Raw genomic sequence first — 23,411 nt, forward strand, 5'->3', positions numbered from 1 at the left:
CACTTCAACCGGATAACTCACTCTTGTCCCCATAGAAAAAACACCTCCAAGTCTAATTTCGGATAACAATCATCCGTATTCAAACTTGAAGGTGTTTTTATTTGTCTCATCTTATGGGGTCAGTCCCAATCGGCAGGGCTTTTTATTATTGAACGGTAAAAGGCTCTTCAGTCAGAACCTGGCTTGATTTGCCTTTATTCGCGGCATAGGCGAGCAAGTAATAATCTCCAGCCGGAAGCTTGGTTCCGCCATTGATTGTGCCGTCCCAGTCAAAGTACTGATAGCCTTTATCTTGATTTTTATAAATGCCGGCTTGGCCTGCAAAATCAAGGTTGCTGTCATAGACGAGGAACGCCAGCTCTTCTGCTCCCGCAGGAAGGTAGGTTTCAATTTGATAGGTGCCTTGTACAGACCCTTCGCTGACGGAGACAGATGTGACTCTCGGATAATCCGGCTCTTTGACGATCAGCAATGTAGGTACCTTGGCGACGGTTTTTCCGCCTTCTCTGACGATGACCGTTCCTTCATAGGTGCCTGCTTTTGCTTTGTTTGTATTAACCTTTACTTTTGCAGTGGCTTTTCCGGTTTTATGTGCCGGAATTACAACACGGCTTGTACCGGATGTGGAGATGCCGCTGCCGTTAAATAAGTATTCAAGTGTGTATGACTTTCTAATGGAAGATTGGTTTTCAATCGTAAACGTTTCTTTTTTCGTTTCGTTTCCGTTTTCCTTCAAGAAAGTGCCGTATGAATAGCTTCCGGGTGAGACGAGCGAGTCGGCATTTATCGCGTTCATGATTCTTGCGCTGCCTGCGCCTTGGGCGTTATGCGGATACACTTCTCCGTCGCCATCCTTTAAGGTGACAGCGGTGTTCATGATGGCGGCTTTGATCTGTTCAACGCTCCACTTTGGTTTGGCTTGTTTGATAACGGCAACCGCTCCGGCAATATGAGGAGATGCCATGCTTGTTCCTTGTTTTGATCCGTAGCCATATGGGTTTTGAGGATCGTGTGTCGGAATGGTGCTGACGATATTGACGCCTGGTGCGGAAATATCAGGCTTAATCATCCACGTATCCATTACAGGGCCGCGGGAAGAGAAATCAGCTACTTGCTCACCAAGCGCTTTTGAGACCTTCAACTTGAATGTTGTTTTTGTCTCGCCTGCTTTCAAGGCGCTGACGAGTTTTTCCCCGTCTTCTAATGAAAGCTTAATCGTTGGTACAGACATGCCTGGTACATTGGCTTCAATTTCACCAGAGAGGTTGTTATACACAACCATGCCGATGGCGCCGGCTTTTTTAGCATTGTCGGCTTTATCCACAAACGCAATGCTGCCCCGTTTGACAACGGCGACTTTGCCTGTCAGATCTTTTCCTTCAAAGTCCTTTGCTTCGCCAAGTCCGGCCTCAACTAGCTCAACTTCTTTGTTATTGAGCACTTTGACGTCTTCCTCTTTGTTATAGCCCATCACTTTTGCTGAAGAGTAGGAGCCGAATGTGACGGCGTATTCATTGAGCGGCAGCTGAGTTGCGCCGACAGAAATCGCTTCTCTTGATGTGCCTGGCGATCCGACTGTCCAGCCGTTCGGTCCGCTGTTGCCGTTTGACGTAACCGCAACGACGCCTTCTGACATGGCCCAGTCAAGCGCTGTGCTCGTCGCCCAGTCCGGGTTGTTTAATGAATTTCCGAGAGACAGGTTCATCACATCTGCTCCGTCCTGGACAGCACGTTCCACGCCGGCAATGACATTTTCTGTTGTGCCGCTTCCGCCAGGGCCCAGCACGCGGTAAGCAAGAAGTGTGGCATCAGGCGCCACGCCTTTAATCGTTCCGTTTGCGGCGACAGTTCCGGCCACGTGCGTTCCGTGGTCAGTGGCTTCACCTCTCGGATCGCCGGTCGGTGTTTCTTTCGGGTCGTAATCATTGTCTACAAAATCATATCCTTTATATTGTCCGAAGTTTTTCTTCAAATCAGGGTGATTGTATTCAACCCCAGTATCAATAACCGCTACCTTCACGCCTTTTCCTGTGTAGCCTAAATCCCATGCGTCGTTTGCTCCGATATACGGTGCGCTGTCATCCATTTGCGGAGATACGGCGTCCTCGGAGACCGTGACGTCTTTATCCTTCATATTGTCTGTTTTATAGGTGACGTTCGGGTATACTGCCTTTACGTCTTTTACTGCAAGAAGTTTTGGAATCTCATTAGCTGGGAGCTTCATAGAAAAGCCTGAAAACACCTGCTCATATTCCCGGTTTACTTTTCCGTTTTTCACCGCTTTGACAGCACTGTTTTTGGCTTTTGTTCGAGCGGTTTTCAGCTTGCTTTTCGTTTGGCTTTCTCCCGCTTCCTTCGCCTCTGCCAAGGATTTTTCTTTTAATTCCACGATAACGGTTGTTTTTTTGCTTGTTGTCATGTCGATATCACCGAATACCTCGGCTTTTTCCAGGTCAGCCGACGTTTTTGAAGAAACCGGCGCCGCCTGTACTCCTGTCATACCTGTGGATAACGTAAAAAATAAAACAAAACTTAGGAGCAGAAAGCGAATGATTCCATTTTTCAATGTATTTCCCCCTTTGTGTTTAGAAAAAATGTTAAAGATCTAGTATATATTTCTTGAAAATTCAAAAAAATCCTTGTGTCATTTGGACCATTTATTGGATTTCGTTTGTGTATAAGGAAGGAGTTATACACAGAATCCTGTGTATAAGTGAATAAATCTGTGTATATATATAGTTGGGAATATATGTTCCTATACAAAATATAGTTAGAGTTTGTGGACATGTGGATATCTCTTGTGATTAAGTTGTTCTTATCTTTGGGATAACTTGTGTATAAAGTTTTTAATGCGGTTCCCCAAATTTCATTTCATTTCTTTCAGCTTTCAACAAAACTTCTAAAAACTAGTTGGTTTTTTCACTCATATTGTGACAAAGAATTCTTTTTCCACGGTCTATTATAGAGTCATGAGTTTTGCTAGAGCCGCTAGTTTGCGAGAAAAGAAATCGGCCGTCTTTTCACGCGGGCTGCGGCTGAGAAAACGGGCTGCTAAAAAAGGCTGCCTGCCAAAAAGAAGCGGAGGGATGTTTTTCTATGAAACGTTTGCTTGTATCTTTACGGGTGTGGATGGTCTTTTTGATGAACTGGGTGACGCCGGACAGAAAAACTGCGGCTGCCGCGGTCTATACGGCTCAGCGTACATACCAAAGAAAAGCGGCGGTGAAGGCCGCAGGACTTGTTTCGTTTTATGAATGGCGGATGGCTGTGAATGAGGAAGAAAAGCAGAAAGCGAAAGCCGCTGCGCTTTATAAAAGAAGATGTCTGCAAGCCTTCAAGGAATCGCCAAAGCAGGAGAGAGCTGGCCCGCATCTTTACATGGCGGTCAAAAGGAGGTAAAATCCCAGTCAAAAGCAAATTGGCGGGAGAGATAGCCTCTTGAAAATCTATAAAGTATTAAACAACAATGCGGCTTTAATAAAAGAGGACGATCAGGAAAAAATTGTGATGGGACCGGGAATCGCTTTTCAAAAAAAGAAAAATGATCTCATCCCTATGAATAAAGTGGAAAAGATCTTTGTCGTGCACGACGAGAATGAAAAATTTAAACAAATCCTGCAAACGCTGCCGGAGGAGCATATAGAAATAGCTGAGGATATCATCAGTTATGCGGAAGGAGAGCTCGCGTCGCCGCTGAGCGACCACATTCATATCGCGCTTTCTGACCATTTGTCCTTTGCGATCGAAAGGATTCAAAATGGGCTGCTTGTGCAGAATAAATTGCTGCATGAGATAAAAGCGCTCTATAAAAAAGAATATGAGATCGGCCTGTGGGCGATCGGACACGTAAAAGAGACATTGGGCGTGTCTCTGCCTGAAGATGAAGCGGGTTATATTGCCCTTCACATTCATACGGCGAAGATGGATGCGGAGAGCATGTATTCAGCGCTGAAGCATACAACCATGATCAAAGAAATGATAGAGAAAATAGAAAACTACTTTAATCGAAAGGTGGATGAAAACAGCATTTCCTATCAACGCCTTGTCACGCATTTGCGATACGCGGTCAGCCGGTTGGAATCAAATGAAGCGCTCCATCGTATGGACGAGGAGATGCTTTATTTCATCCAAAAAAAGTATTCATTTGCCTATCAATGTGCGCTGGAGCTGGCGGAGTTTTTGAAAAATGAATATCAATTACATTTGCCGGAGTCCGAGGCCGGCTATATCACGCTGCATGTCCAGCGTCTTCAAGATCTCTCGGAATAACCGCTTTGACTTGCAGGGAGTGATCTCTGGAAGTTTTTTTTATTTATCGGGATTGAGCGTATAGTACATCCAGCCCATCATTACAATTCCTGCGGCCAGATTGCCGAGCGTAACAGGAATTAAGTTTCTGACTGCTCCCATCAGTGTCACCGTATCAGGGTGCTCGATCAAAAGTGAGATGGCGAATGTGCACATATTGGCAATGCTGTGCTCAAAACCGGAAATAAAGAAGCAGAAAACGAAAAGCATCATGGCAAACAGCTTGGCTCCTTCTCCTTTGAGAGACATCGGAATGAAAAAGGCGAGGCACACAAGCCAATTGCACAGCATTCCTCTGAAAAACAGTTCGGAAGCGGGCGGTTCCATTTTGTGCTCTGCCAGATGAATCAAAAAGGAATGAACAGAAGCCTCCTCAAAAAGTCCTGTCGCGCTGATCAGGATGGCAAATAAAATGGCGCCAATCAAATTGCCAGCATAGCTTGACATCCACAGGTACAGAGTGTCGCGCCAGCGGATTTTTTTTCGGAGTGCGGTATAGGTGAAATAAAAGGTATTGCCGGTAAATAAATCTCCGCCCCCGTAAGCAATCAGCAGAATAGCGGCCCCGAATGTGACGGCGGCTGCCGGAAAAGCAAACGGAGAATCCACCATAGAGAAATAGCTGCCTGTTTTGCTTGCGGCTGTAATGCCGAATCCGATAAACATGCTGGCCAAAATGGATCTGAGCACATAACGGATTTTGCTAGAAACAAATATGTTTTGTTTGTTCAAAGCGTACTGTTCAACCTTTTGCAATGCTCGAGTTTCCATTGTCTTTTTCCTGCTTTCTCTGATGGTTGAGCATAGTATAACATGATATTGTGAAATGTTTCACAAATAATTTTTACGAATTTTTGTCTAAATGTTTTATCAAACTTTTTAACTAAAAAAATAGTTGACGAAAACGCTGTCATGATTTATGATGAAAGCGTATTCTCAATCTAAATAAGCGGGATTGTGACTGGTAAAGCAGGCAAGACCTAAAATTTGCGTAAATGAAAAAGGATCGCTGTGTCCTTTATTCGTTGGCGAATTTTAGGTCTTTTTTGTTTAAATAAAAGGGGGAGAAACAGATGGATTACAAAGAGACTGCAAAACGCCTCATTGAGCTTCTCGGGGGGAAAGATAACATTATCAGCGCGGCTCATTGTGCAACAAGACTGCGTTTAGTGATGAAAGATGAATCAAAGATAGATCAAGCACAAGTAGAAGAGCTTGATGGCGTAAAAGGCGCTTTCAGCAGCTCTGGCCAGTACCAGATCATTTTCGGAACAGGCCTTGTCAATAAGGTGTACGATGCTTTTTCTAAGGAAGCCGATACTGAGCGTGAAGAACACGTAAATCACCAGGATGCAGCAAAAGAAAAACTGAATCCCGCTGCGAGATTTGCGAAAACGCTTTCTAATATTTTCGTTCCAATCATCCCGGCTATTGTGGCCAGCGGCCTATTAATGGGATTACTGGGTATGGTCAATGCGTTTCATTGGATGAGCAAGGATTCTGCACTGCTGCAGTTGCTCGATATGTTCTCAAGTGCGGCATTTATTTTCTTGCCGATTTTAATCGGGGTCAGTGCTTCAAAAGAGTTTGGCAGCAACCCTTACTTGGGAGCGGTCATCGGGGGTATCATGATTCATCCGACGCTTTTGAATCCATGGGGTTTGGCGGAAGCAACACCTGATTATATGCATCTTTTCGGATTTGATATCGCGCTTCTCGGCTACCAGGGAACTGTTATCCCTGTCCTGTTGGCGGTTTATGTGATGAGCAAGGTAGAGAAATGGACAAGAAAAGTGGTTCCGCATGCGGTAGATTTGCTTGTTACACCTTTTGTTACAGTGATTGTCACCGGGTTTGTCGCTTTTATCGCGATTGGTCCTCTGGGCAGAGCGCTTGGCTCCGGCATTACGGTTGCTTTAACTTATGTATATGACCATGCAGGTTTTGTTGCGGGTCTGATTTTCGGTGGCACGTATTCACTTATCGTGCTGACAGGCGTTCATCACAGCTTCCATGCGATTGAGGCAGGGCTTATTGCAGATATAGGCAAGAACTACTTGCTGCCAATCTGGTCAATGGCGAATGTCGCACAGGGCGGCGCCGGGCTTGCCGTCTTCTTTATGGCGAAAAAGGCAAAGACAAAAGAAATCGCGCTTCCGGCTGCATTTTCCGCTTTTCTTGGTATTACTGAGCCAGTCATATTCGGAGTCAATCTTCGCTACCGTAAGCCATTTATTGCCGCGATGATTGGAGGCGCGCTGGGCGGTGCATATGTCGTCTTTACACATGTTGCTGCAAACGCTTACGGGTTAACGGGTATTCCGATGATCGCCATTGCTGCGCCGTTTGGCATGGGCAACTTGATCAACTATCTGATTGGGATGGCCATTGCGGGAGTGTCAGCGTTCATTGCAGCGTTTATCATGAAGATTAATGAGGATGAGGAGAGGAAAAAATGACAGTACATGATCAGGAGCTTCGTCGCCGGGCTTATGAAGAAGTGGAGAAAAAAGAGTCTATCGCGAACAGCGATCCGCACCGCCAGCATTTTCACATTATGCCGCCGGTTGGGCTGCTGAATGACCCGAATGGCGTGATTTATTGGAAGGGCAGCTATCATGTGTTTTTTCAATGGCAGCCATTTCAAACGGGGCACGGCGCTAAATTTTGGGGGCATTATACGACACAGGATGTTGTGAATTGGAAGCGGGAAGAGATTGCGCTGGCGCCGAGTGATTGGTTTGATAAAAACGGCTGCTACTCGGGCAGCGCTGTCACGAAAGACGATCGGCTCTATCTATTTTACACAGGAAATGTCAGGGATCAGGATGGGAATCGGGAAACGTATCAATGCCTTGCTGTATCTGACGACGGACTGTCCTTTGAGAAAAAGGGTGTCGTCGCCCGCCTCCCTGAAGGATACACGCCGCATTTTCGCGATCCGAAGGTATGGGAGCATGAAGGAACATGGTATATGGTGGTCGGTGCACAAACGGAGAATATGCAAGGACACGCTGTTTTGTTTGCTTCTGATAACCTGACAGAGTGGAGATTTCTCGGCCCGATAACTGGCGCGGGCTTCAATGGGCTTGACGAATTCGGGTACATGTGGGAATGCCCTGACTTGTTTTCCATTCAGGGGTCTGACGTGCTGATTGTTTCGCCTCAAGGGCTTGAGACTGACGGTTTTCGTTATCAGAACGTGTATCAATCGGGTTATTTTGTAGGGCGTCTCGATTATAACAAGCCTGAATTGAAGCATGGCGATTTTACGGAGCTTGATCAAGGTTTTGATTTTTACGCTCCGCAAACACTTGAAGACGATCAGGGAAGGCGAATTTTGTTTGCATGGATGGCTGTGCCTGATCAGGATGAAGGGACTCATCCGACGATTGACTATCACTGGATCCACTGTATGACGCTGCCGAGACAGCTGACGCTATCTGGGCAGAAGCTGATTCAGCAGCCGCTGCCTGAACTGAAAGCCATGCGCAGGAATGAGAAAAAAGTGCAAATCAACATGCATGGATCATCTGGTACGCTTCCAGTTGAAAACCCTGAAAGAGCTGAGATCTTGATTGAAGACATTGATACGGAGTCTGGCTTTTCAATCAGTATCCGCGGTACGGCTGTGTTTTCCTTTCATAAGGAAGAGGGGATTGTTACGCTGGAGCGGACGAGCTTCGACAAAAAAAGAACAGAAGCGAGACATTGCTGCATCAAGGATTTGCATACCGTGCACATGTTTATCGATGCTTCGTCTGTAGAAATATTTGTCAATAACGGAGAAGAGGTCTTCAGTGCGAGATATTTTCCTTTCCCGGGAAATCATGAAGTGACAGCCAGTTCGACAGGAAAATCTGAAATGAACGTCGGAATTTGGACCCTTATGTAGAAAATCCTTCTATTTTCTTATGTGAAATCTGTGCCATCTGTGCTATTCTTCAACGATAACCTACTATTTTTTTCTGTAAAAGGAGTTGTTTTCTTGAATATACATGAACAGAAGATAACACCGGAATGTTTGGAAAAGGCTGCGGACCAAGTTGAAGATAAGCGGGAAGAATATAAGGATGTGCTGCTTCAGCTGAAAAAAATGCTTGGCGGGACAACGCCGCACAGTGAAACGGCGGAAATTCTTTCGCGAGCATATGAGCAAATGAAGGAATATGCACTTTTTGTTCAGTCGATAGAAACATTTTTGAGGAAATCTGCGAACCATTTAAAAATCAAATAAACAGGCTGCCGATGGGATCGGCAGTTTTTTCTGTGAAAAGTCTTCGGTCATATAAAAAAGCTGCCTCTCTGTAAGGCAGCCTTTTTTGTTTATGATTGTTTATTCAGGCGCAGCGCAGAATGCTTCGTTGGCCCGACATATTGGTTGAGCGGGAAGGATTCTTTAATGGCAGCGGTAATAAAATCTTTCGCTGCGTAAATGGCTTCTTTGACTTCCGCACCTTTGGCGAGCTCCGCTGTCACGGCTGCTGAGAACGTACAGCCTGCGCCATGTGTATAAGGCGTATCGATCATTTCGCTTTCAAGGACTTCCGCTGTTTCTCCGTCATAGAGAACATCAACCGCTTTTTCGTGTTTGAGTTTGCCTCCGCCTGTAATGACGACATATTGAGCGCCGAGCGCATGAATTTTTTTCGCAGCTTCGATCATATCGTCAACTGTCTTTAATTCATCCATGCCGCTGAGCTGGCTGGCTTCAAACAGATTCGGCGTAATGACAGTGGCTAGCGGCGCTAATTGTTCACGCAGGGCTTGGGCGTGCTCCGGATACAGGACTTCATTTGCTCCTTTGCAAACCATGACCGGGTCAATTACCACATTTTTTAATTGTTTTTCTTTGATCGTTTTTGCTGCAAGCTCGATAATGTCAACGGTTGGCAGCATTCCTGTTTTCATGGCGTCCACACCGATGCCGTCCGTAATCGTTGCAAGCTGGGCGCGGATTGTATCAGTATCGATCGGGAAGACTTGGTGGTCCCAGCTGTTGTTCGGGTCCATCGCAACGATCACCGTTAAGGCGGTCATCCCGTATACGTTTTTTTCTTGAAATGTTTTTAAATCAGCTTGAATCCCAGCACCGCCGCTGGAATCTGAGCCGGCAATGGTGAGTGCTTTATGCATAGACATGTCTTGAACCTCCATCGTGTTTTGTCTTTCATTATAGTTAGATTTTCTCTGTATCACAATATAGAAGGTTTAGCAATTCATCTAGTATTCTCATCGTCATCTTTCCTGTTTCAGTAGGATATTCCCACTGATCTCCCGTCCAATATATGTTTTAATAGTACATGACTATGAAAATGAGAAGGAGAGCATCATGAAGATTTCTATCGTAATTGTGACCTATAATCGGATTCCGGCTTTGTGTGAGCTTCTGGAGTCGATTTCGCAGCAGACCATGAAGCCGTATGAAATCATTATTGTGAATGATGCCGGGGAATCGGTCGTGCCGGTCAAAGCACTGTATCCGGAGCTGCCGATTGCTGTCATCAATTTAGAAAAGAACTCGGGGCATGTGGCTGCGAGAAATGCCGGTGTAAAAGAGGCGTCTGGCGATTGCATTATGCTTTGTGATGACGATGATTTCTTTACGCCGGGACATGTGGAGAGAATGGCGAAGGAAATCGAGACGGCAGATTTCGTTCATTCTGATGCGGAAATTGTTTCGTTTGAAGAGAAAAACGGAACAAGATATCCAGTTTCGCGAAAGCTGTTTGCTTATACCGCTGACTATGAGGATATGAGAGTGTTCTCTACATACGTGCCGTCGGGCAGCATGTACAGACGTTTTCTGCATGATGAAATCGGGTATTTCGATGCTGATGTGCACAATTATTGGGACTGGGATTTTTATTTGCGCGCGGCGAAGGAGTACCGGGTGAAGCGTGTCCCTTGCGCCAGTGTGATTTATGCCTTCAGTGACGCGGGAGACAATCAGTCCGCGGACCTTGGCGCCAAGCGGAAACAATATTTGGACCGTTTAAGTGAAAAGCACGGACTCGGGGAACTGCCGACGAAAAACTTTGCCGTCCTGCTTGAAGAGCCTGATATGAAAAGACGGGAAGCAAAAAGTGAAATCGTTTGGGATGGCAAGCCTGTCTATTCCAGGCTTCATCGTTCGTAAGGGAGGCCTGAATCTTGAAACAGCTTTTACAGGACAGCTGGTGGAACCAGCTGAAGGAAGAGTTTGAGAAACCGTATTATCAAGAGCTCAGAGAAATGCTGAAGCGGGAATACGCGGAGCAAACGATATATCCGGACAGCCGGGATATTTTTAATGCGCTGCATTATACCTCATACGATGATGTCAAGGTGGTGATACTCGGCCAAGATCCGTATCACGGGCCTGGACAGGCTCAAGGTTTGAGCTTCTCCGTAAAGCCGGGTGTGAAGCAGCCGCCTTCATTAAAAAATATCTTTCTTGAGCTACAGCAGGACATCGGGTGCAGCATCCCGAATCACGGGTCGCTTGTCAGCTGGGCGGAGCAAGGAGTTCTTTTGCTGAATACTGTGCTGACAGTAAGGCGCGGACAGGCGAATTCCCATAAGGGAAAAGGCTGGGAGCGTCTGACGGACCGAATGATTGACGTGCTGAATGAAAGGGAGCGGCCAGTGATCTTTATTTTGTGGGGCCGGCATGCCCAAATGAAAAAAGAACGGATCGACACGTCCAAGCATTTTATCATTGAATCGACGCATCCCAGCCCATTTTCGGCAAGGAACGGATTTTTCGGGAGCAGACCGTTTTCCCGGGCGAATGCGTTCTTGAAGAAAATGGGAGAGGCACCGATTGATTGGTGTATAAAGGATTTGTAAAAAGCGCAGATACTCTGCGCTTTTTTATTTAAGTATCTTCCGAATCATTCGCAGACCGTTTTTGGAGGAAGGGTACCGGAAAGCGAAGTCGAAGCGGTTCGTCTGTTTAACGACGCTTTTTTTGTGCGTAAATGTGTTAAAGCTGTCAAATCCGTGATAGCTGCCGATGCCGCTTTCTCCGACGCCTCCGAATGGCAAATACGGTGTCGCGACGTGCATTAACGTATCATTGACACAGCCGCCGCCAAATGACAGATTCTCTAAAACAGCCCGCTCGATTTCTGGGTTTATAGTGAAGACATACAGGGCGAGCGGCTTTGGGCGCGACTGGATTTTCTCGATGACTTCGCCGATATCGCTGTATGTAAACAGCGGAAGAATCGGCCCGAAAATCTCCTCCTGCATCACAGGAGAGTCATCTTTCACTTGATCAAGAATTGTCGGCGCTATTTTGTGGTGATCAGGATCAGATTGTCCGCCTGTGAGCGGGACGCCATCATTCAGAAAGCTGAGCAGCCGCTGATAGTGGCGCTCACTGACGATTTTGCCGTATTGCGGATTCTGTTCGGGCTGAGGGCCGTAAAATTCACTGATCGCACGCTTCATTTCTTCTGTGAGCTTCGTTTTGATGTCTTCGTGGACAAATAAATAATCCGGTGCGATGCAGGTTTGTCCCGCATTTGTGAATTTCCCGAATACAATGCGTTTGGCGGCAAGTTGTATGTCAGCATCCTTATGGACAATGCAGGGGCTTTTGCCGCCGAGCTCCAAGGTGACGGGAACTAATTGTTTGGCGGCGGCCTCCATGACGATTTTTCCGACGGCAACGCTGCCGGTGAAGAAAATATAGTCAAAGGGCTGCTGTAATAATGCTGTGCTGATGTCGGGCCCGCCTTCCGCCATAGCGACATAATCACTCGGAAAAACGCTGCTGATGAGTTTGGAAAGAACAGCGGAAACAGCCGGCGTATATTCAGACGGCTTGAGAATGACAGTGTTCCCGGCCGCAATGGCACCAATCATTGGAGATAGCGCCAGCTGCAAGGGATAATTCCAAGGCGCAATCACCAAAACGGTTCCATAAGGCTCAGGGATGATGATGCTTTTGGAGCCTAGATGGGTCAACGGTGTTTTGACCCGTTTCGGCTTGGCCCATTTTCTCAGCCGTTTCATCACAAAGTTGATTTCCTCCAGCACGATTCCGATTTCTGTTGTGTATGCCTCCTGTTCGGATTTGTGGAGATCCTGATAGAGAGCGGCTGTTAAATCGGCTTCATGCATTTTGATGGCTTGTTTCAGCTTCTGCAACATGTCCAGCCTCGATTCGAGCGGTCTCGTATGCCCCGCCGCAAAATAGGCTTTGTGCTTGCTGACGATAGAGGGGATGCTGTTCATTCCGTTTCTCCTTTTTTGTAAGGTATGGTGATTTATTATGTGAAAAATCTCTTCTGCTTGTCAAATGCACAAGGTTTGTCAGAAAAAATAACAAACTCATATCTGCGTTTACGGCAGGAATTTGATAAAATGCAGGAAGACGAATTTATTTTTTGGAGGGTTCTTGATGAACATTCACATATCTGCTTTGATTCAAAAGATGGAAGAGGAGCTGAAAAAAGCAAAGACGGCTGAACGTGATGAGGAGCTGAAGCGTTACGTAGCGGTTGTCCGTTCTTTGTGTGACGTCGTGCTGGATCAGCCGGAGACCGCGAGCGCGCCCCCCATACAGCCGAGCATCACGCCGAGTCCTGCCGCGCCGCCATCGACAGACCAGCTGATGATGGAAAAAATGATGGGAAGCGCGGGATTAAACAAATATCGAAAGCAGGAAAAAGAGAAGAAGGAAGAGGATGGAAACGGAGAGTCTTTATTTGATTTTTAATAAGAAAGGTTGAGCTCACGTGAAATTGGTTCTTGGCGCTCTGCAATGGACAGCGTTTATCATTGCTGCGGCGATTGTTGTTCCGGTGGCGGTTGCCCAGTCGTTTCATCTGGATCACTCCGATTCTGCGAGATTGATCCAAAGCACCTTTTTTGTACTGGGAATTGCCGCCGTCATTCAGTGTTTGAAAGGCCACAGACTGCCGATCAACGAGAGCCCCGCCGGTTTGTGGTGGGGAGTGTACACGATCTACGGCGGGCTGACGGGAACTGTATTTGCGACATATGGGGATACATTGCGCGGTTTGCAGGGAGCTCTTCTTGTAAGCGCTGTATGTTTCTTTTTGTTAAGTGTCTTCAAGGTCATTGACCGGCTTGCCGCCTTGTTTACCCCGGTTGTGACCGGCGTCTATTTATTGCTGCTTGTGATGCAGCTGAGTCAGCCGATTATAAAAGGAATTCTCGGAATCGGCTATCGAAAAGACAGTGTGGACGGTCTTGTATTTGTCCTGGCGCTTGTTGTTGTCGCCGCCGCCTTTATGATGACAAATTCGAACATTATGTTTTTGAAACAATATTCTATTTTATTGGCCCTGTTCGGCGGGTGGGTGCTGTTTGCGGCTGCCGGAGCGGCAAAGCCGATTGAAATGCCGGATCGGCTGTTTCAGCTGCCTTCCCTGTTTCCTTTTGGGACCCCGTTATTTAACAGCGGCCTGATCATCACCTCAATTTTTATTACCATCTTGCTGATTGTGAATATGCTGGCGAGCATGAAGGTTGTGGACATCGCTGTGAAGAAATTCGGCAAAAAGCCGGATGAACAGCATCACGAACGCCAAGCCGGTTTTGCCGCCTCATTCAGCCATCTGCTGAGCGGTTTGACGGGAGCCATTGCACCGGTTCCGATTTCGGGAGCCGCGGGTTTTATTGAGACGACCAAAATGCCTTCTAAAAAACCGTTTATGATTGGCAGCATTCTGGTTGTCGCGATCAGTGTGATCCCGTTTTTTATGAATGCGTTTGCGAGCCTGCCGTCACCTGTTGGGTTTGCGGTGAACTTTGTTGTGTTCTCCGCAATGGGCGGCTTGGCCTTTGCAGAATTTGATTCATATGAGAAAGCAGAACTGAAAAGGGTGCGGTCTGTGATCGGCATCTCGCTGCTGACAGGGGTCGGTATCATGTTTGTTCCTGAAACTGCATTAAAGGGTTTGCATCCGGTATTTATTTCTCTATTAAGCAACGGGCTTGTATTAGGAACGCTTGCTGCAATAGCGGCAGACCAGTTTCAGCTTTGGCGCAGGAGAAAATCCGACAATCTCGTGTCATCGGAGAACAAACATTGAATTTTGGTACAGGTGCGTTAAGATAAATGATATGAGTTTAACGAAAAGGCGGGAGAGATAGATGAAAGTTTTTATCATATTAGGGGCCATTAACGCCCTGCTTGCCGTGGGACTCGGGGCATTTGGCGCTCACGGATTAGAAGGGAAAATTCCTGATAAATATCTTCAGGTTTGGCACACAGGTGTGCAGTATCATATGTATCACGCTCTTGGACTTTTCGTTGTCGCGCTTCTGGCCGATAAATTATCCGGCATCGGCAGTGTCACGACAGCGGGCTGGCTGATGTTTGCGGGAATTGTACTGTTTTCCGGAAGCTTATATATTCTCAGTGTAACGCAAATCTCCATCCTCGGGGCCATTACCCCGCTCGGCGGTGTGGCATTTATTATTTCTTGGATTATGATCGTTGTCGCAGCCGTCAAATATCTATAAACAAAAAAGCCAATCCTCATCAAATGAGCGATTGGCTTTTTCTTTATCTTGGCGAATAGGACGCCATGGAATATGGATACGTATACGCAATCTCTTCATCAAATGTAATGTAATCGAGGTAGATTGTCAGGAGCAGGTAGCGTGTTCCTGATTTCGGGTCGCTGAGGATAATGTGATCCCGGCCCGCAGCCTCGATGACGCCGCGGAAGATCTTCGAGCCCCATTCCTTGCTGTTTTCAAAAGTCATATAGATGGTCGCCGTTTTTCCCCTGTTCAGGCGCAAAATGTTCTCAATGTATGATTCCTCAACAGGCAGCATACCGGGAACGCTTTGGCCCGGCGCTGACGGTGTCGGCCCCGATGGAATTTGAAACCCGCCGCCCTGCTGCTGGCCGGGAAATCCGAAGCCTTGCTGTCCCTGTTGCCCCTGCTGCATTGGCATCATTTGCTGCATTCCCATCGTCTGCATTTGTCCGCCTTGGCCTTGCTGCGGGTATGGATTGGCGCCGAATTGAGGCTGATACACCTGCATATTATCATATGCCTGCATTTGCTGATATTGATTTTTTTTCGGTTTCATATCGTTCCTCCTTTTTATGAAAACCATTCAGGACATGTTCCGGATGTATAGATGAACGCTCCGCGATGACTCACCTCCGATGGAAACGATCTTAGTCGCTAGTGCAATTTTTATCTCTTTCACCTTATGAGGCTGATGCTTGGAATATGCGGAAAAAGAACAGTGGACAGCACAGATTTTGACATGGGCAGCCGCTGTTTTTTATAGACATACACAAACTTTTCGCATATTGGTGTGTATTCCTAGCGCAACTTGCGAATAAGCAACATAAGATAACGTTAGTTTCAGGTGTGAAGTTTCAAGAAGGAGGTGTAGGATTTGCCGAAAGTGTCAGTCATTATGACAAGCTATAACAAAAGCGATTATGTGGCAAAGTCCATTTCTAGCATACTCTCACAAACCTTTTCAGATTTTGAATTGTTTATTATGGATGACAACTCCAATGAAGAGACGCTGAATGTAATCCGTCCTTTTTTGAATGATAACCGAGTGCGTTTTTATCAAAGCGATGTATCTGGAGTGAAGGAAAGAACGGAAAAAACGAGATACGCGGCGCTGATCAATCAGGCGATTGAGATGGCGGAGGGTGAATATATTACCTATGCGACGGATGACAACATCTATATGCCGGACCGCCTCCTGAAAATGGTGCGGGAGCTCGATGCTCATCCAGAGAAGGCTGTGATTTACTCAGCCTCCAAAACCTATCATTTAAACGAGCATCGCGATATTGTAAAAGAAACTGTCAGGCCTGCTGCTCAAGTGACGTGGAACGCGCCGTGCGCCATCGATCATTGCTCGGTGATGCACAGATATTCGGTGCTTGAGAAGGTGAAGGAGAGGTTTGGCTCCTATTGGGATGAAAGCCCGGCGTTTTACCGGATCGGTGATGCCCGCTTCTTTTGGAGAGTCAATCATTTTTATCCATTTTACCCGCTGGCCGAGGAGCTGGATCTGAATTATATTACCGACCAATCGATTCACTTTCAGCTGTTTGAATCAGAAAAAAATGAATTCGTCCGGAACCTTCCTCCGCAGCGCAATTGCCGCGAACTGCGTGAATCATTAAAAAAGCTTGGAATGGGGTGAGAGCTTGTCGGCCTATTTAAGCAATTATTGGGTGCTGTACAGGAAGTATGTGGAGCTTTTTGACGGACTTCGCTACAAGGGGATTCCTCTTGGGCTTATCAGTAATTTTTATCAATACATCAGCCCTGAGCTGCGAGTGATGATGGAAGAAGAACCGGAGTTATTCGGATCGGTGGATCAGTATGTCGATGAAGGACAAATTCAGCCGTTTTTTAAAGAAAAAATACAAAGTATGGTCAAAACAAATGACGAACCTGTTAAGGGGAAAGTCATTTTGCATTTTGATTACCTGCGTTTTTCAAACGAAAATTACTATCAATTTGATCCTGAAAAAACAGCTGTTTTGGCCAGATGGAGTTTGCCGGATTATTGTGATCTGCCTGTCATTAGCAAGCGTGAACTTGCGGAATCATGCCAAAAAGGCGATCCGAAGCCGTATCTCGAAACAGCCGTTTCGATTCTTGCCGCTTTTGATGACCACCCGGCATTCGGTGATCAAGCATTTCGCGACAGGCTTTTCAAAGATATTCCTTTATTTATGGAGGCCATTGATGCGGTTGATGCGCTGTTTGAACAGGAGAAGATTTCGGCCGTTGTCGTCGGAACGGCAGAAGACATTTACAGCAGGGTGCTCGCGCTCATGTGTGAAAGGAGAGGGGCCGTTAGCATTTGTCTTCAGCATGGCGCGTTGATGGGAGATGAAGCCTTCATTCCTGTTTTTACAACCTATCAAGCCGTTTTTGGTGCGTATGAAGCGGAGTGGTATATACGAAAAGGCTGTAAACCCGAGCAGATTCTCATAACGGGACATCCCCGCTTCGATCAGATTTTTAACAGAACCCCTATGGACATGTCCACATTCTATCGAAAACTCGCTTTTCATCCGTCTAAAAAAATCGTGCTCATTGCGACCCAGCCCTTTTCAGATGATTTTTATTCCGGTGTGCTAGAAGGGCTTTCTGATCAGAAACAGTTGCAAATTATCATCAAACCCCATCCTTGGGAAATCGGAAAAAACAAGCTTGATCTGTATTACGCCGCGGCGAAAAAACATAAAGCATGCAGAGTCATCAAAAAGGAGCTTGATCTGTATGATTTGCTTCCGTATACTAACGCGGCAGTGACGCAAACCTCAACAGTCGGACTTGAAGCCATGCTGTTTCAAAAGCCTGTGCTGATCGGGAAATCATCCGGAAACCGCACGTATCCGTACTATGAATCTCTTGGCGATTTTATGTTTGATCAGCCGGATGACCTGGCGCGCACCTTGATTGAGGTTCTTCGAAGTCCCGCCGTGCACGAAAAAGCAGAAGAGGCGCGTCTGGCGTTCACAGCAGCCAATTATCCGGTGGCAGAATCAACAAACGCTCTATTTGCGGAACTGAAAGCCAAAACAGGGATTGATTACAGGCGGGAGGATATTGAATAAAGTGATAGGAGCGCAAGACATCAGTAAGGAAGAAATTCAGGAGGTCACAGAAACGCTGGAATCGGGATGGCTCTTTAAAGCCTCGAAGGTTCAGCAATTTGAAAAAAAGTTTGCCGCCTGGCATTTATATGTTTTGCAAGCTGATGAAAAACAGGCCGGTATCACGCGCAGCGTTCATTTTATCCCAGTACACATTCATCCGTATGATCAAAAGCGATTCGGGTTTAAGGAAGCGGACCTCCCGCTCGCCATGAATGACTATAAACGAACCCTGTCACTCCCGCTCTATCCATCAATGTCGGACGAAGATGTACAGGATGTCATTGAAGCTGTGCGGGATATCGAAAAGGGGCTGGTTAAGTGTATACGGTAAAAGAAAATGTCTCCAAAGAGGCGATTGAGGAATTTATCCAAAGAAGGCAGCTTACACTGAACGTTCCGTATCAATTTTCCCTCGGCCTTTTTGAAAACAGCAGGCTCCAAGGCATCTTGCTTTACGAAGATTCTCTGTGGGAAAGCCGGATGCTTCAGAAAAAAGTCATGAACGTCAAATTTCTTGCGGCAAATAGCGCCGGGCAGTTGAAGAGGCTGTTTCAAGCCTTTTATTCTGTACGGCAAATGGATGAAACTGATTTTATCTCTGTCCGTGTTTCGGCTGAAGATATCGGTGCCGCGCATGTGATACAGCAGCAGCCATCCTCTTACTTTGTCGGCAGTTTGCTTAAGCTGGCAAAGCCCCCGTCTTTTTATGACAAAACACCGTCATTTTTTGAACTGGGCCCGCCTGAGCCCGGAGACACAGAAGCGATATGTGAGCTGGCCCGAGACTCGTTTACAAAAAGCAGATATTTTCAAGATCCTCATCTCAGCCGCGAAGCAGCAAACAAGATCTTTCAGGAGTGGACACGAAACAATCTCAATGGAAGGGCGGCTGTCAATATTGTCGCTAAGCACAATGGCGAGGTCATCGGCTATCTTCAAGGCCTATCCAGAGGCGATGAATCCATTCTCGATTTGATGGCTGTGAAGCCGGGATTTGAAGGAAAACGTATCGCGTTTCATTTATTGGCGAATTTCATAGAACAACCTGAGACCCAGGAGCATAAAACGGTAACAGCGGAGACGCAGCTTCACAATGTAAGGGCGATCCGCCTTTATGAAAGAATGGGATTCACCGCTGAACAATCGTATTACGATTATCATATTTGGCCGGGCAAGGAAGCGAAATAATGGCAGAGTTTCAGAATGGAACTACGGGCAAAAAAGCTCCTGTATTTATAATTGCCGAGGCTGGAATGGCAGGCTTTTTCGCTGATTGATGCAGCGGCACGAATTTATTCTCCGGGAAATAAAAAGCAAGAAACTTGATCTGCTTTGTTTGTTATACTCGGCGCGCCCGTGATCTGTAAAGGAAAATAAAGGCGGAAACAGATGCCAAAATTGTACTCTTTGAATAACTGATTCATCAACGGAGTTTACGGAGATATCAGAAGCAGGAAACACCCGCATCTATGAAGGATAGGATCATCTTATTCTTCACCCGCCTTCCAGGCTGCAAGAAATTTTTAAAGTCTGGTGCAGCCGATCAAGTCCTCAAGCGGGTATCAGCTATTCTTCAAGATTTGTATGGATCAAAAGGTATAAAAATGCATGTAAGGAAGTGTTAATGTGAAAGGTGTTATTTTAGCCGGAGGAAACGGCTCACGCCTTATGCCCTTAACCAAAGCCGTCAACAAGCATTTGCTTCCTGTAGGCCCGTATCCGATGATTTACTGGTCGATTATGAAGCTGGAGGAAGCCGGAATAAAAGACATTTTACTCATCAGCCAAAAAGAGCATATGCCGCAATTTTATAAACTGCTTGGGAACGGGGAAGAGCTTGGCGTGACAATCACTTATCAGGTTCAGCCAGCCGCATCGGGCATTTCGGATGGGCTGTCTTATGCAAAACGCTTTACGAAAAAAGAGCCTTTCATTTTATTATTAGGTGATAATATATTTGAAGATTCATTAAAGCCTTTTACGGAGCGCTTTGAACAGCAGGGAAAAGGAGCAAAGGTGCTGCTGAAAGAAGTTGATGATCCGGAACGCTTCGGGATTGCTGAGATTGATGAAAAAAACAAGCGGATTCGTTCCATTATCGAGAAGCCCGCACACCCGCCGACCAACCTCTGTGTAACCGGCATTTATATGTATGATGCGGAGGTATTTTCGTATATTGAACAAATATCACCGTCAAAGCGCGGCGAGCTGGAAATCACCGATGTGAATAATCTATACATCGAAAACAGCCAGCTTACGTATGATGTGTTATCAGGCTGGTGGGTCGATGCCGGAACTCACGAATCGCTTCATCTTGCCTCCCAGCTTGTACACAAGGCTTTACAGAAAGGACAGGACGAAAAGTGATGGCAAAATCATATTTAATTACGGGCGGGGCCGGCTTCATCGGGCTCACGTTTACAAAGCTCATGCTGAAGGAAACGGAGGCGCGCATTACCGTTTTAGATAAACTGACGTACGCCAGCCACCCGGACGAAATGGAAACATTAAAGGAAAACAGCCGATTTCGCTTTATAAAAGGGGATATCAGCGTTCAGGAGGATATCGACCGGGCATTTGATGAGACCTATGACGGCGTGATTCACTTCGCTGCGGAATCGCATGTGGACAGAAGCATTTCCCAGGCAGAGCCGTTTATCACCACAAATGTCATGGGGACATACCGTTTGGCAGAAGCGGTCTTGCGGGGAAAAGCCAAGAAGCTGATTCATATTTCAACAGATGAGGTGTACGGGGATTTAGAAGCTGATGATCCCGCGTTTACTGAAACGACGCCCCTTTCTCCTAATAACCCTTATTCAGCCAGCAAGGCAAGCTCTGATTTGCTCGTGTTATCGTATGTGAAAACCCACAAGCTTCCGGCCATTATTACACGATGCAGCAACAATTACGGCCCCTATCAGCACAGCGAAAAAATGATCCCGACGATTATCCGCCACGCGAAGCAAGGGCTTCCGGTTCCGCTGTATGGCGATGGGCTTCAGATCCGAGACTGGCTGTTTGCGGAGGATCATTGCCGTGCCATCAAGCTGATCTTAGAAAAAGGAACTGACGGCGAGGTGTATAACATCGGCGGCGGAAATGAACGCACGAATAAAGAGCTGGCGAGCATCATCATGAAGCAACTGGGCTGTGAGGAATTGTTCGCCCACGTGGAAGACCGAAAAGGGCATGACCGGCGCTATGCGATCAATGCATCAAAGCTGAAAAACGAACTGGGCTGGCAGCAGGAAGTGCCATTTGAAGAAGGCATTGCGCGTACGATTCGCTGGTATACAGACAATGACCGATGAGAAGGTGATCCGATTGACAAAGGTATTGGTGACTGGCGCGGGAGGACAGCTTGGCCTGGAACTGTGCCGCCAGCTGAAGCAAGCGGGATATGAGGTCATTGCGTTAACAAAGAAGATGATGAACATTGCCGACCAGCGCTCAGTACGGCATTCGTTTGGCCATTATCAGCCGGATATCGTGGTCAATGCAGCCGCGTTTACGTCGGTTGATAAATGCGAGACAGAACTTGATAAAGCGTATTTAATTAACGGGATCGGCGCTTATTATACAGCGCTTGAGGCAACCCGCATCGGTGCTCAATATGTTCATATCAGCACGGACTATGTTTTTGACGGGAAAGGAACCCAGCCTTACAGGGAAGACGATCCCCTCGATCCGAACACCATCTACGGCAAAAGCAAAAAGCTCGGAGAAGAACTGATTCGATTAGCGACAAAAGACAGCACGATCATCAGAACGTCGTGGGTGTACGGACATGGCGGCAGCAATTTCGTTCATACCATGCTGAAGCTTGCTGAAACGAAACAAGAGCTACGGGTTGTAAGCGATCAAATTGGTTCGCCGACCTATACGAAGGATTTAGCAGAAGCGGTCATCAAGCTGTTCAGCCATCCGCCGGGCATCTATCATGTCAGCAATTCAGGAATATGCAGCTGGTATGAATTCGCGAAGGCCATTATGGAAGAAAGCGGACTGGCCACAGTCATTTTGCCTGTCACGACAGAAGAATACGGGAACAAAACGCCCCGTCCGGCTTACTCTGTGCTGAGCCATCAGGCCATTGAAGAAGCCGGCATTCGACCTCGCCATTGGCGGGAAGCGTTACGGGAGTATTTACAGGAAAGGAGCAGTCCGCGTGATTGATGGAGTCAAGGTGAAAAAATTGACGAAGCATAGTGATGACAGAGGCTTTTTTGCCGAGCTGGTTCGGGATGATGAGAACCTTCTTGAGCATTTTGGGCAGGCCTCTTGGTCGAAAAGCTATCCGGGTGTGATTAAAGCATTTCATTATCACGAGAAACAGGATGATCTCTGGTTCTTCCCAACCGGCCACGCTCAGGTTGTCCTTTACGATCTTCGAGATGATTCAAAGACAAAAGGAGAAACTGACGTCTATTATATGGGTGAAGACAACCCGATGCTGTTATTGATCCCAAAAGGGGTGGCCCACGGGTACAGAGTGCTGGGAGAGACGCCGCTGACGATTATCTACTTCACCACCATGTCGTATAACCCGGATCAGCCTGATGAAAAAAGAATTCCATGGAATGATGAAACGATCGGTTTTAACTGGAATACCGAAAATAGATAAAAATAGGAACGTGATCAATCGGAGAGCGGAGGCATCTTCGACTTTTTTTGTCCTTTTTTCAAAATGGGCTAAAAGATAGAAAACAACGGGATGATGTTACTAGAAAAAGAGAGAAAATCATCCATTTGAACCTTGTATAAACAGGATGATATTCTCAAATGATTCCAAGTGTTAATATTCCTAAAAAAGCATTTACTTCCATGGAAAATGATGATAGATTAATTTTTAAGAAAAAGAATTGGTAATTCGAGAATTACGAAAAAACGCTTTTTCTGCAGAGGACGCTCTGGCCAATCCCAACAGTGATTTGAGGAGGAAATGTCATGTTAAAAAGAACTTCATTCGTATCTTCATTATTGATCAGTTCAGCTGTCTTACTATCAATCTTGCTTCCTTCAGGCCAAGCTCATGCGCAGTCTGCATCAATCGAGGCAAAAACGATTAACAGCACAAAAGAGTGGACCACTTCTGATATTGAAGTGACATATAAACCAAATGCGGTGCTTTCTCTTGGTGCGGTAGAATTTCGGTTTCCCGACGGGTTTCATGCTACAACAAGAGATTCAGTGAATGGAAGAACGCTGAAAGAAACACAGATCTTAAACGATGGAAAAACTGTCAGACTCCCGCTTACGCTTGATTTGTTAGGGGCATCCGAATTTGACCTTGTCATGGTGCGCAAAACCCTTCCGCGCGCAGGCACTTACACGATTAAAGGCGATGTTGTAAACGGTTTGGGAATCGGCAGTTTTTATGCTGAAACGCAGCTGGTGATTGACCCTCGTTAATGAATAGGTTTAATCAGAGACTGAGATGTTTTCAGTCTCTTTTTTTGTTGATTAAAAAAACTG

General features: G+C 46.4%; 23 protein-coding genes and 4 pseudogenes. 22 read left to right on the top strand and 5 right to left on the bottom strand.

Going from position 1 to position 23,411, the window contains the following annotated elements; all coding sequences use genetic code 11:
- Nucleotides 1–145: 145 nt before the first annotated feature.
- Nucleotides 146–2,566 (bottom strand): serine protease Vpr, encoded by a 2,421-nt coding sequence (vpr, locus tag KHQ79_RS04970; RefSeq protein ID WP_225514292.1) that lies wholly within the window; start codon nt 2,564–2,566, stop codon nt 146–148.
- A gap of 530 nt (nt 2,567–3,096) precedes the next feature.
- Here vpr and KHQ79_RS04975 point away from each other — a divergent pair.
- Nucleotides 3,097–3,399, top strand: a complete 303-nt coding sequence (locus KHQ79_RS04975; RefSeq protein ID WP_225514293.1) for a hypothetical protein — start codon at nt 3,097–3,099, stop codon at nt 3,397–3,399.
- Between the two features lie 39 nt (nt 3,400–3,438).
- Complete coding sequence (gene sacT, locus KHQ79_RS04980; RefSeq protein ID WP_003236015.1) at nt 3,439–4,269, top strand: sac operon transcriptional antiterminator SacT; 831 nt, start codon at nt 3,439–3,441, stop codon at nt 4,267–4,269.
- Nucleotides 4,270–4,308: 39 nt separating this feature from the next.
- Here sacT and KHQ79_RS04985 read toward each other — a convergent pair whose 3' ends face one another.
- Nucleotides 4,309–5,079 (bottom strand): formate/nitrite transporter family protein, encoded by a 771-nt coding sequence (locus tag KHQ79_RS04985; RefSeq protein ID WP_225514294.1) that lies wholly within the window; start codon nt 5,077–5,079, stop codon nt 4,309–4,311.
- Between the two features lie 302 nt (nt 5,080–5,381).
- Between KHQ79_RS04985 and scrA the strand changes: the two genes are divergently transcribed.
- The 3 genes from scrA (at nt 5,382) to KHQ79_RS05000 (ending at nt 8,545) form a co-directional block, all read left to right on the top strand.
- Complete coding sequence (gene scrA / locus KHQ79_RS04990; protein WP_225514295.1) at nt 5,382–6,767, top strand: PTS system sucrose transporter subunit IIBC; 1,386 nt, start codon at nt 5,382–5,384, stop codon at nt 6,765–6,767.
- Nucleotides 6,764–8,203, top strand: coding sequence for a sucrose-6-phosphate hydrolase (sacA, locus tag KHQ79_RS04995; RefSeq protein WP_225514296.1), 1,440 nt, complete (start codon nt 6,764–6,766; stop codon nt 8,201–8,203). The genes scrA and sacA overlap by 4 nt, the downstream gene beginning before the upstream one ends.
- Nucleotides 8,204–8,296: 93 nt before the next feature.
- Entirely contained in the window at nt 8,297–8,545 is a 249-nt protein-coding gene (locus tag KHQ79_RS05000) for a hypothetical protein (protein WP_003236006.1), read from the top strand.
- An 89-nt stretch (nt 8,546–8,634) separates the two neighbouring features.
- Here the strand turns inward: KHQ79_RS05000 and KHQ79_RS05005 are convergent, their stop codons facing one another.
- Nucleotides 8,635–9,450, bottom strand: a complete 816-nt coding sequence (locus KHQ79_RS05005) for a bifunctional hydroxymethylpyrimidine kinase/phosphomethylpyrimidine kinase (RefSeq protein WP_003236004.1) — start codon at nt 9,448–9,450, stop codon at nt 8,635–8,637.
- A 190-nt stretch (nt 9,451–9,640) separates the two neighbouring features.
- Between KHQ79_RS05005 and KHQ79_RS05010 the strand changes: the two genes are divergently transcribed.
- Both KHQ79_RS05010 and KHQ79_RS05015 read left to right on the top strand, forming a co-directional pair.
- The gene (locus tag KHQ79_RS05010; protein WP_133485565.1) at nt 9,641–10,447 is read left to right on the top strand and encodes a glycosyltransferase family 2 protein; all 807 of its coding nucleotides are present in this window, start codon (nt 9,641–9,643) and stop codon (nt 10,445–10,447) included.
- Between the two features lie 14 nt (nt 10,448–10,461).
- The gene (locus KHQ79_RS05015) at nt 10,462–11,139 is read left to right on the top strand and encodes a uracil-DNA glycosylase (RefSeq protein ID WP_225514297.1); all 678 of its coding nucleotides are present in this window, start codon (nt 10,462–10,464) and stop codon (nt 11,137–11,139) included.
- 24 nt (nt 11,140–11,163) lie between these two features.
- Here KHQ79_RS05015 and KHQ79_RS05020 read toward each other — a convergent pair whose 3' ends face one another.
- Nucleotides 11,164–12,534: an aldehyde dehydrogenase gene (locus KHQ79_RS05020; RefSeq protein ID WP_225514298.1), complete on the bottom strand. Its 1,371-nt coding sequence runs from the start codon at nt 12,532–12,534 to the stop codon at nt 11,164–11,166.
- Nucleotides 12,535–12,700: 166 nt separating this feature from the next.
- Here KHQ79_RS05020 and KHQ79_RS05025 point away from each other — a divergent pair, with 166 nt between their 5' ends.
- The 3 genes from KHQ79_RS05025 to KHQ79_RS05035 all read left to right on the top strand — a co-directional run bounded on the left by KHQ79_RS05025 (nt 12,701) and on the right by KHQ79_RS05035 (nt 14,793).
- A complete protein-coding gene (locus tag KHQ79_RS05025; RefSeq protein WP_029316930.1) occupies nt 12,701–13,018 on the top strand; it encodes a YwdI family protein in 318 nt (105 codons plus the stop codon).
- A gap of 19 nt (nt 13,019–13,037) precedes the next feature.
- Nucleotides 13,038–14,360 carry a purine/pyrimidine permease gene (locus tag KHQ79_RS05030; protein WP_133485569.1) on the top strand — a complete coding sequence of 441 codons (1,323 nt, stop codon included), beginning with the start codon at nt 13,038–13,040 and terminating at the stop codon, nt 14,358–14,360.
- 61 nt (nt 14,361–14,421) lie between these two features.
- A complete protein-coding gene (locus tag KHQ79_RS05035) occupies nt 14,422–14,793 on the top strand; it encodes a DUF423 domain-containing protein (RefSeq protein ID WP_225514299.1) in 372 nt (123 codons plus the stop codon).
- A gap of 43 nt (nt 14,794–14,836) precedes the next feature.
- On the opposite strand, the gene gerQ is transcribed toward KHQ79_RS05035, so the two are convergent.
- Nucleotides 14,837–15,373, bottom strand: coding sequence for a spore coat protein GerQ (gene gerQ, locus KHQ79_RS05040; RefSeq protein WP_019259806.1), 537 nt, complete (start codon nt 15,371–15,373; stop codon nt 14,837–14,839).
- Nucleotides 15,374–15,691: 318 nt separating this feature from the next.
- On the opposite strand from gerQ, the gene spsA reads away from it, so the two are divergent.
- The 12 genes and pseudogenes from spsA to bslB all read left to right on the top strand — a co-directional run bounded on the left by spsA (nt 15,692) and on the right by bslB (nt 23,348).
- Nucleotides 15,692–16,462 carry a spore coat dTDP-glycosyltransferase SpsA gene (gene spsA / locus KHQ79_RS05045; RefSeq protein ID WP_019259805.1) on the top strand — a complete coding sequence of 257 codons (771 nt, stop codon included), beginning with the start codon at nt 15,692–15,694 and terminating at the stop codon, nt 16,460–16,462.
- A 4-nt stretch (nt 16,463–16,466) separates the two neighbouring features.
- Complete coding sequence (locus KHQ79_RS05050; protein ID WP_225514300.1) at nt 16,467–17,891, top strand: CDP-glycerol glycerophosphotransferase family protein; 1,425 nt, start codon at nt 16,467–16,469, stop codon at nt 17,889–17,891.
- 1 nt (nt 17,892) lies between these two features.
- Nucleotides 17,893–18,003 (top strand): annotated as a pseudogene (locus KHQ79_RS22155) (DegT/DnrJ/EryC1/StrS family aminotransferase); the annotation flags it as partial.
- A gap of 3 nt (nt 18,004–18,006) precedes the next feature.
- Nucleotides 18,007–18,264 (top strand): annotated as a pseudogene (locus tag KHQ79_RS05055) (DegT/DnrJ/EryC1/StrS family aminotransferase); the annotation flags it as partial.
- Entirely contained in the window at nt 18,252–19,121 is an 870-nt protein-coding gene (locus KHQ79_RS05060; RefSeq protein ID WP_225514301.1) for a GNAT family N-acetyltransferase, read from the top strand. The pseudogene KHQ79_RS05055 and the gene KHQ79_RS05060, both read left to right, overlap by 13 nt.
- Nucleotides 19,121–19,220, top strand: a pseudogene (locus KHQ79_RS22370) (hypothetical protein); the annotation flags it as partial. The gene KHQ79_RS05060 and the pseudogene KHQ79_RS22370, both read left to right, overlap by 1 nt.
- Nucleotides 19,210–19,410 (top strand): annotated as a pseudogene (locus KHQ79_RS22310) (PseG/SpsG family protein); the annotation flags it as partial. The pseudogenes KHQ79_RS22370 and KHQ79_RS22310, both read left to right, overlap by 11 nt.
- Nucleotides 19,411–19,559: 149 nt before the next feature.
- Nucleotides 19,560–20,300 carry a sugar phosphate nucleotidyltransferase gene (locus KHQ79_RS05065; protein ID WP_084993956.1) on the top strand — a complete coding sequence of 247 codons (741 nt, stop codon included), beginning with the start codon at nt 19,560–19,562 and terminating at the stop codon, nt 20,298–20,300.
- Nucleotides 20,300–21,247 (top strand): dTDP-glucose 4,6-dehydratase, encoded by a 948-nt coding sequence (rfbB, locus tag KHQ79_RS05070; protein ID WP_133485577.1) that lies wholly within the window; start codon nt 20,300–20,302, stop codon nt 21,245–21,247. Before KHQ79_RS05065 ends, rfbB begins: the two co-directional genes overlap by 1 nt.
- Nucleotides 21,248–21,260: 13 nt before the next feature.
- Nucleotides 21,261–22,112 (top strand): dTDP-4-dehydrorhamnose reductase, encoded by an 852-nt coding sequence (gene rfbD / locus KHQ79_RS05075; RefSeq protein WP_225514302.1) that lies wholly within the window; start codon nt 21,261–21,263, stop codon nt 22,110–22,112.
- Nucleotides 22,105–22,560: a dTDP-4-dehydrorhamnose 3,5-epimerase family protein gene (locus KHQ79_RS05080; RefSeq protein ID WP_119914434.1), complete on the top strand. Its 456-nt coding sequence runs from the start codon at nt 22,105–22,107 to the stop codon at nt 22,558–22,560. Before rfbD ends, KHQ79_RS05080 begins: the two co-directional genes overlap by 8 nt.
- Nucleotides 22,561–22,883: 323 nt before the next feature.
- Nucleotides 22,884–23,348, top strand: coding sequence for a biofilm surface layer hydrophobin BslB (gene bslB / locus KHQ79_RS05085; RefSeq protein ID WP_225514303.1), 465 nt, complete (start codon nt 22,884–22,886; stop codon nt 23,346–23,348).
- The last annotated feature ends 63 nt before the right edge of the window (nt 23,349–23,411 follow it).

The organism is Bacillus sp. TSO22, assembly GCF_020223595.1.
Classification (GTDB): domain Bacteria; phylum Bacillota; class Bacilli; order Bacillales; family Bacillaceae; genus Bacillus; species Bacillus inaquosorum.

Coding starts and splice junctions, on each gene's coding strand:
- KHQ79_RS04975 (WP_225514293.1), top strand. CDS start 3,097: ATGAAACGTTTGCTTGTATCTTTACGGGTGTGGATGGTCTTTTTGATG.
- KHQ79_RS04985 (WP_225514294.1), bottom strand. CDS start 5,079: ATGGAAACTCGAGCATTGCAAAAGGTTGAACAGTACGCTTTGAACAAA.
- rfbB (WP_133485577.1), top strand. CDS start 20,300: ATGGCAAAATCATATTTAATTACGGGCGGGGCCGGCTTCATCGGGCTC.
- bslB (WP_225514303.1), top strand. CDS start 22,884: ATGTTAAAAAGAACTTCATTCGTATCTTCATTATTGATCAGTTCAGCT.
- sacA (WP_225514296.1), top strand. CDS start 6,764: ATGACAGTACATGATCAGGAGCTTCGTCGCCGGGCTTATGAAGAAGTG.
- KHQ79_RS05035 (WP_225514299.1), top strand. CDS start 14,422: ATGAAAGTTTTTATCATATTAGGGGCCATTAACGCCCTGCTTGCCGTG.
- KHQ79_RS05020 (WP_225514298.1), bottom strand. CDS start 12,534: ATGAACAGCATCCCCTCTATCGTCAGCAAGCACAAAGCCTATTTTGCG.
- KHQ79_RS05025 (WP_029316930.1), top strand. CDS start 12,701: ATGAACATTCACATATCTGCTTTGATTCAAAAGATGGAAGAGGAGCTG.
- scrA (WP_225514295.1), top strand. CDS start 5,382: ATGGATTACAAAGAGACTGCAAAACGCCTCATTGAGCTTCTCGGGGGG.
- gerQ (WP_019259806.1), bottom strand. CDS start 15,373: ATGAAACCGAAAAAAAATCAATATCAGCAAATGCAGGCATATGATAAT.
- KHQ79_RS05005 (WP_003236004.1), bottom strand. CDS start 9,450: ATGTCTATGCATAAAGCACTCACCATTGCCGGCTCAGATTCCAGCGGC.
- KHQ79_RS05010 (WP_133485565.1), top strand. CDS start 9,641: ATGAAGATTTCTATCGTAATTGTGACCTATAATCGGATTCCGGCTTTG.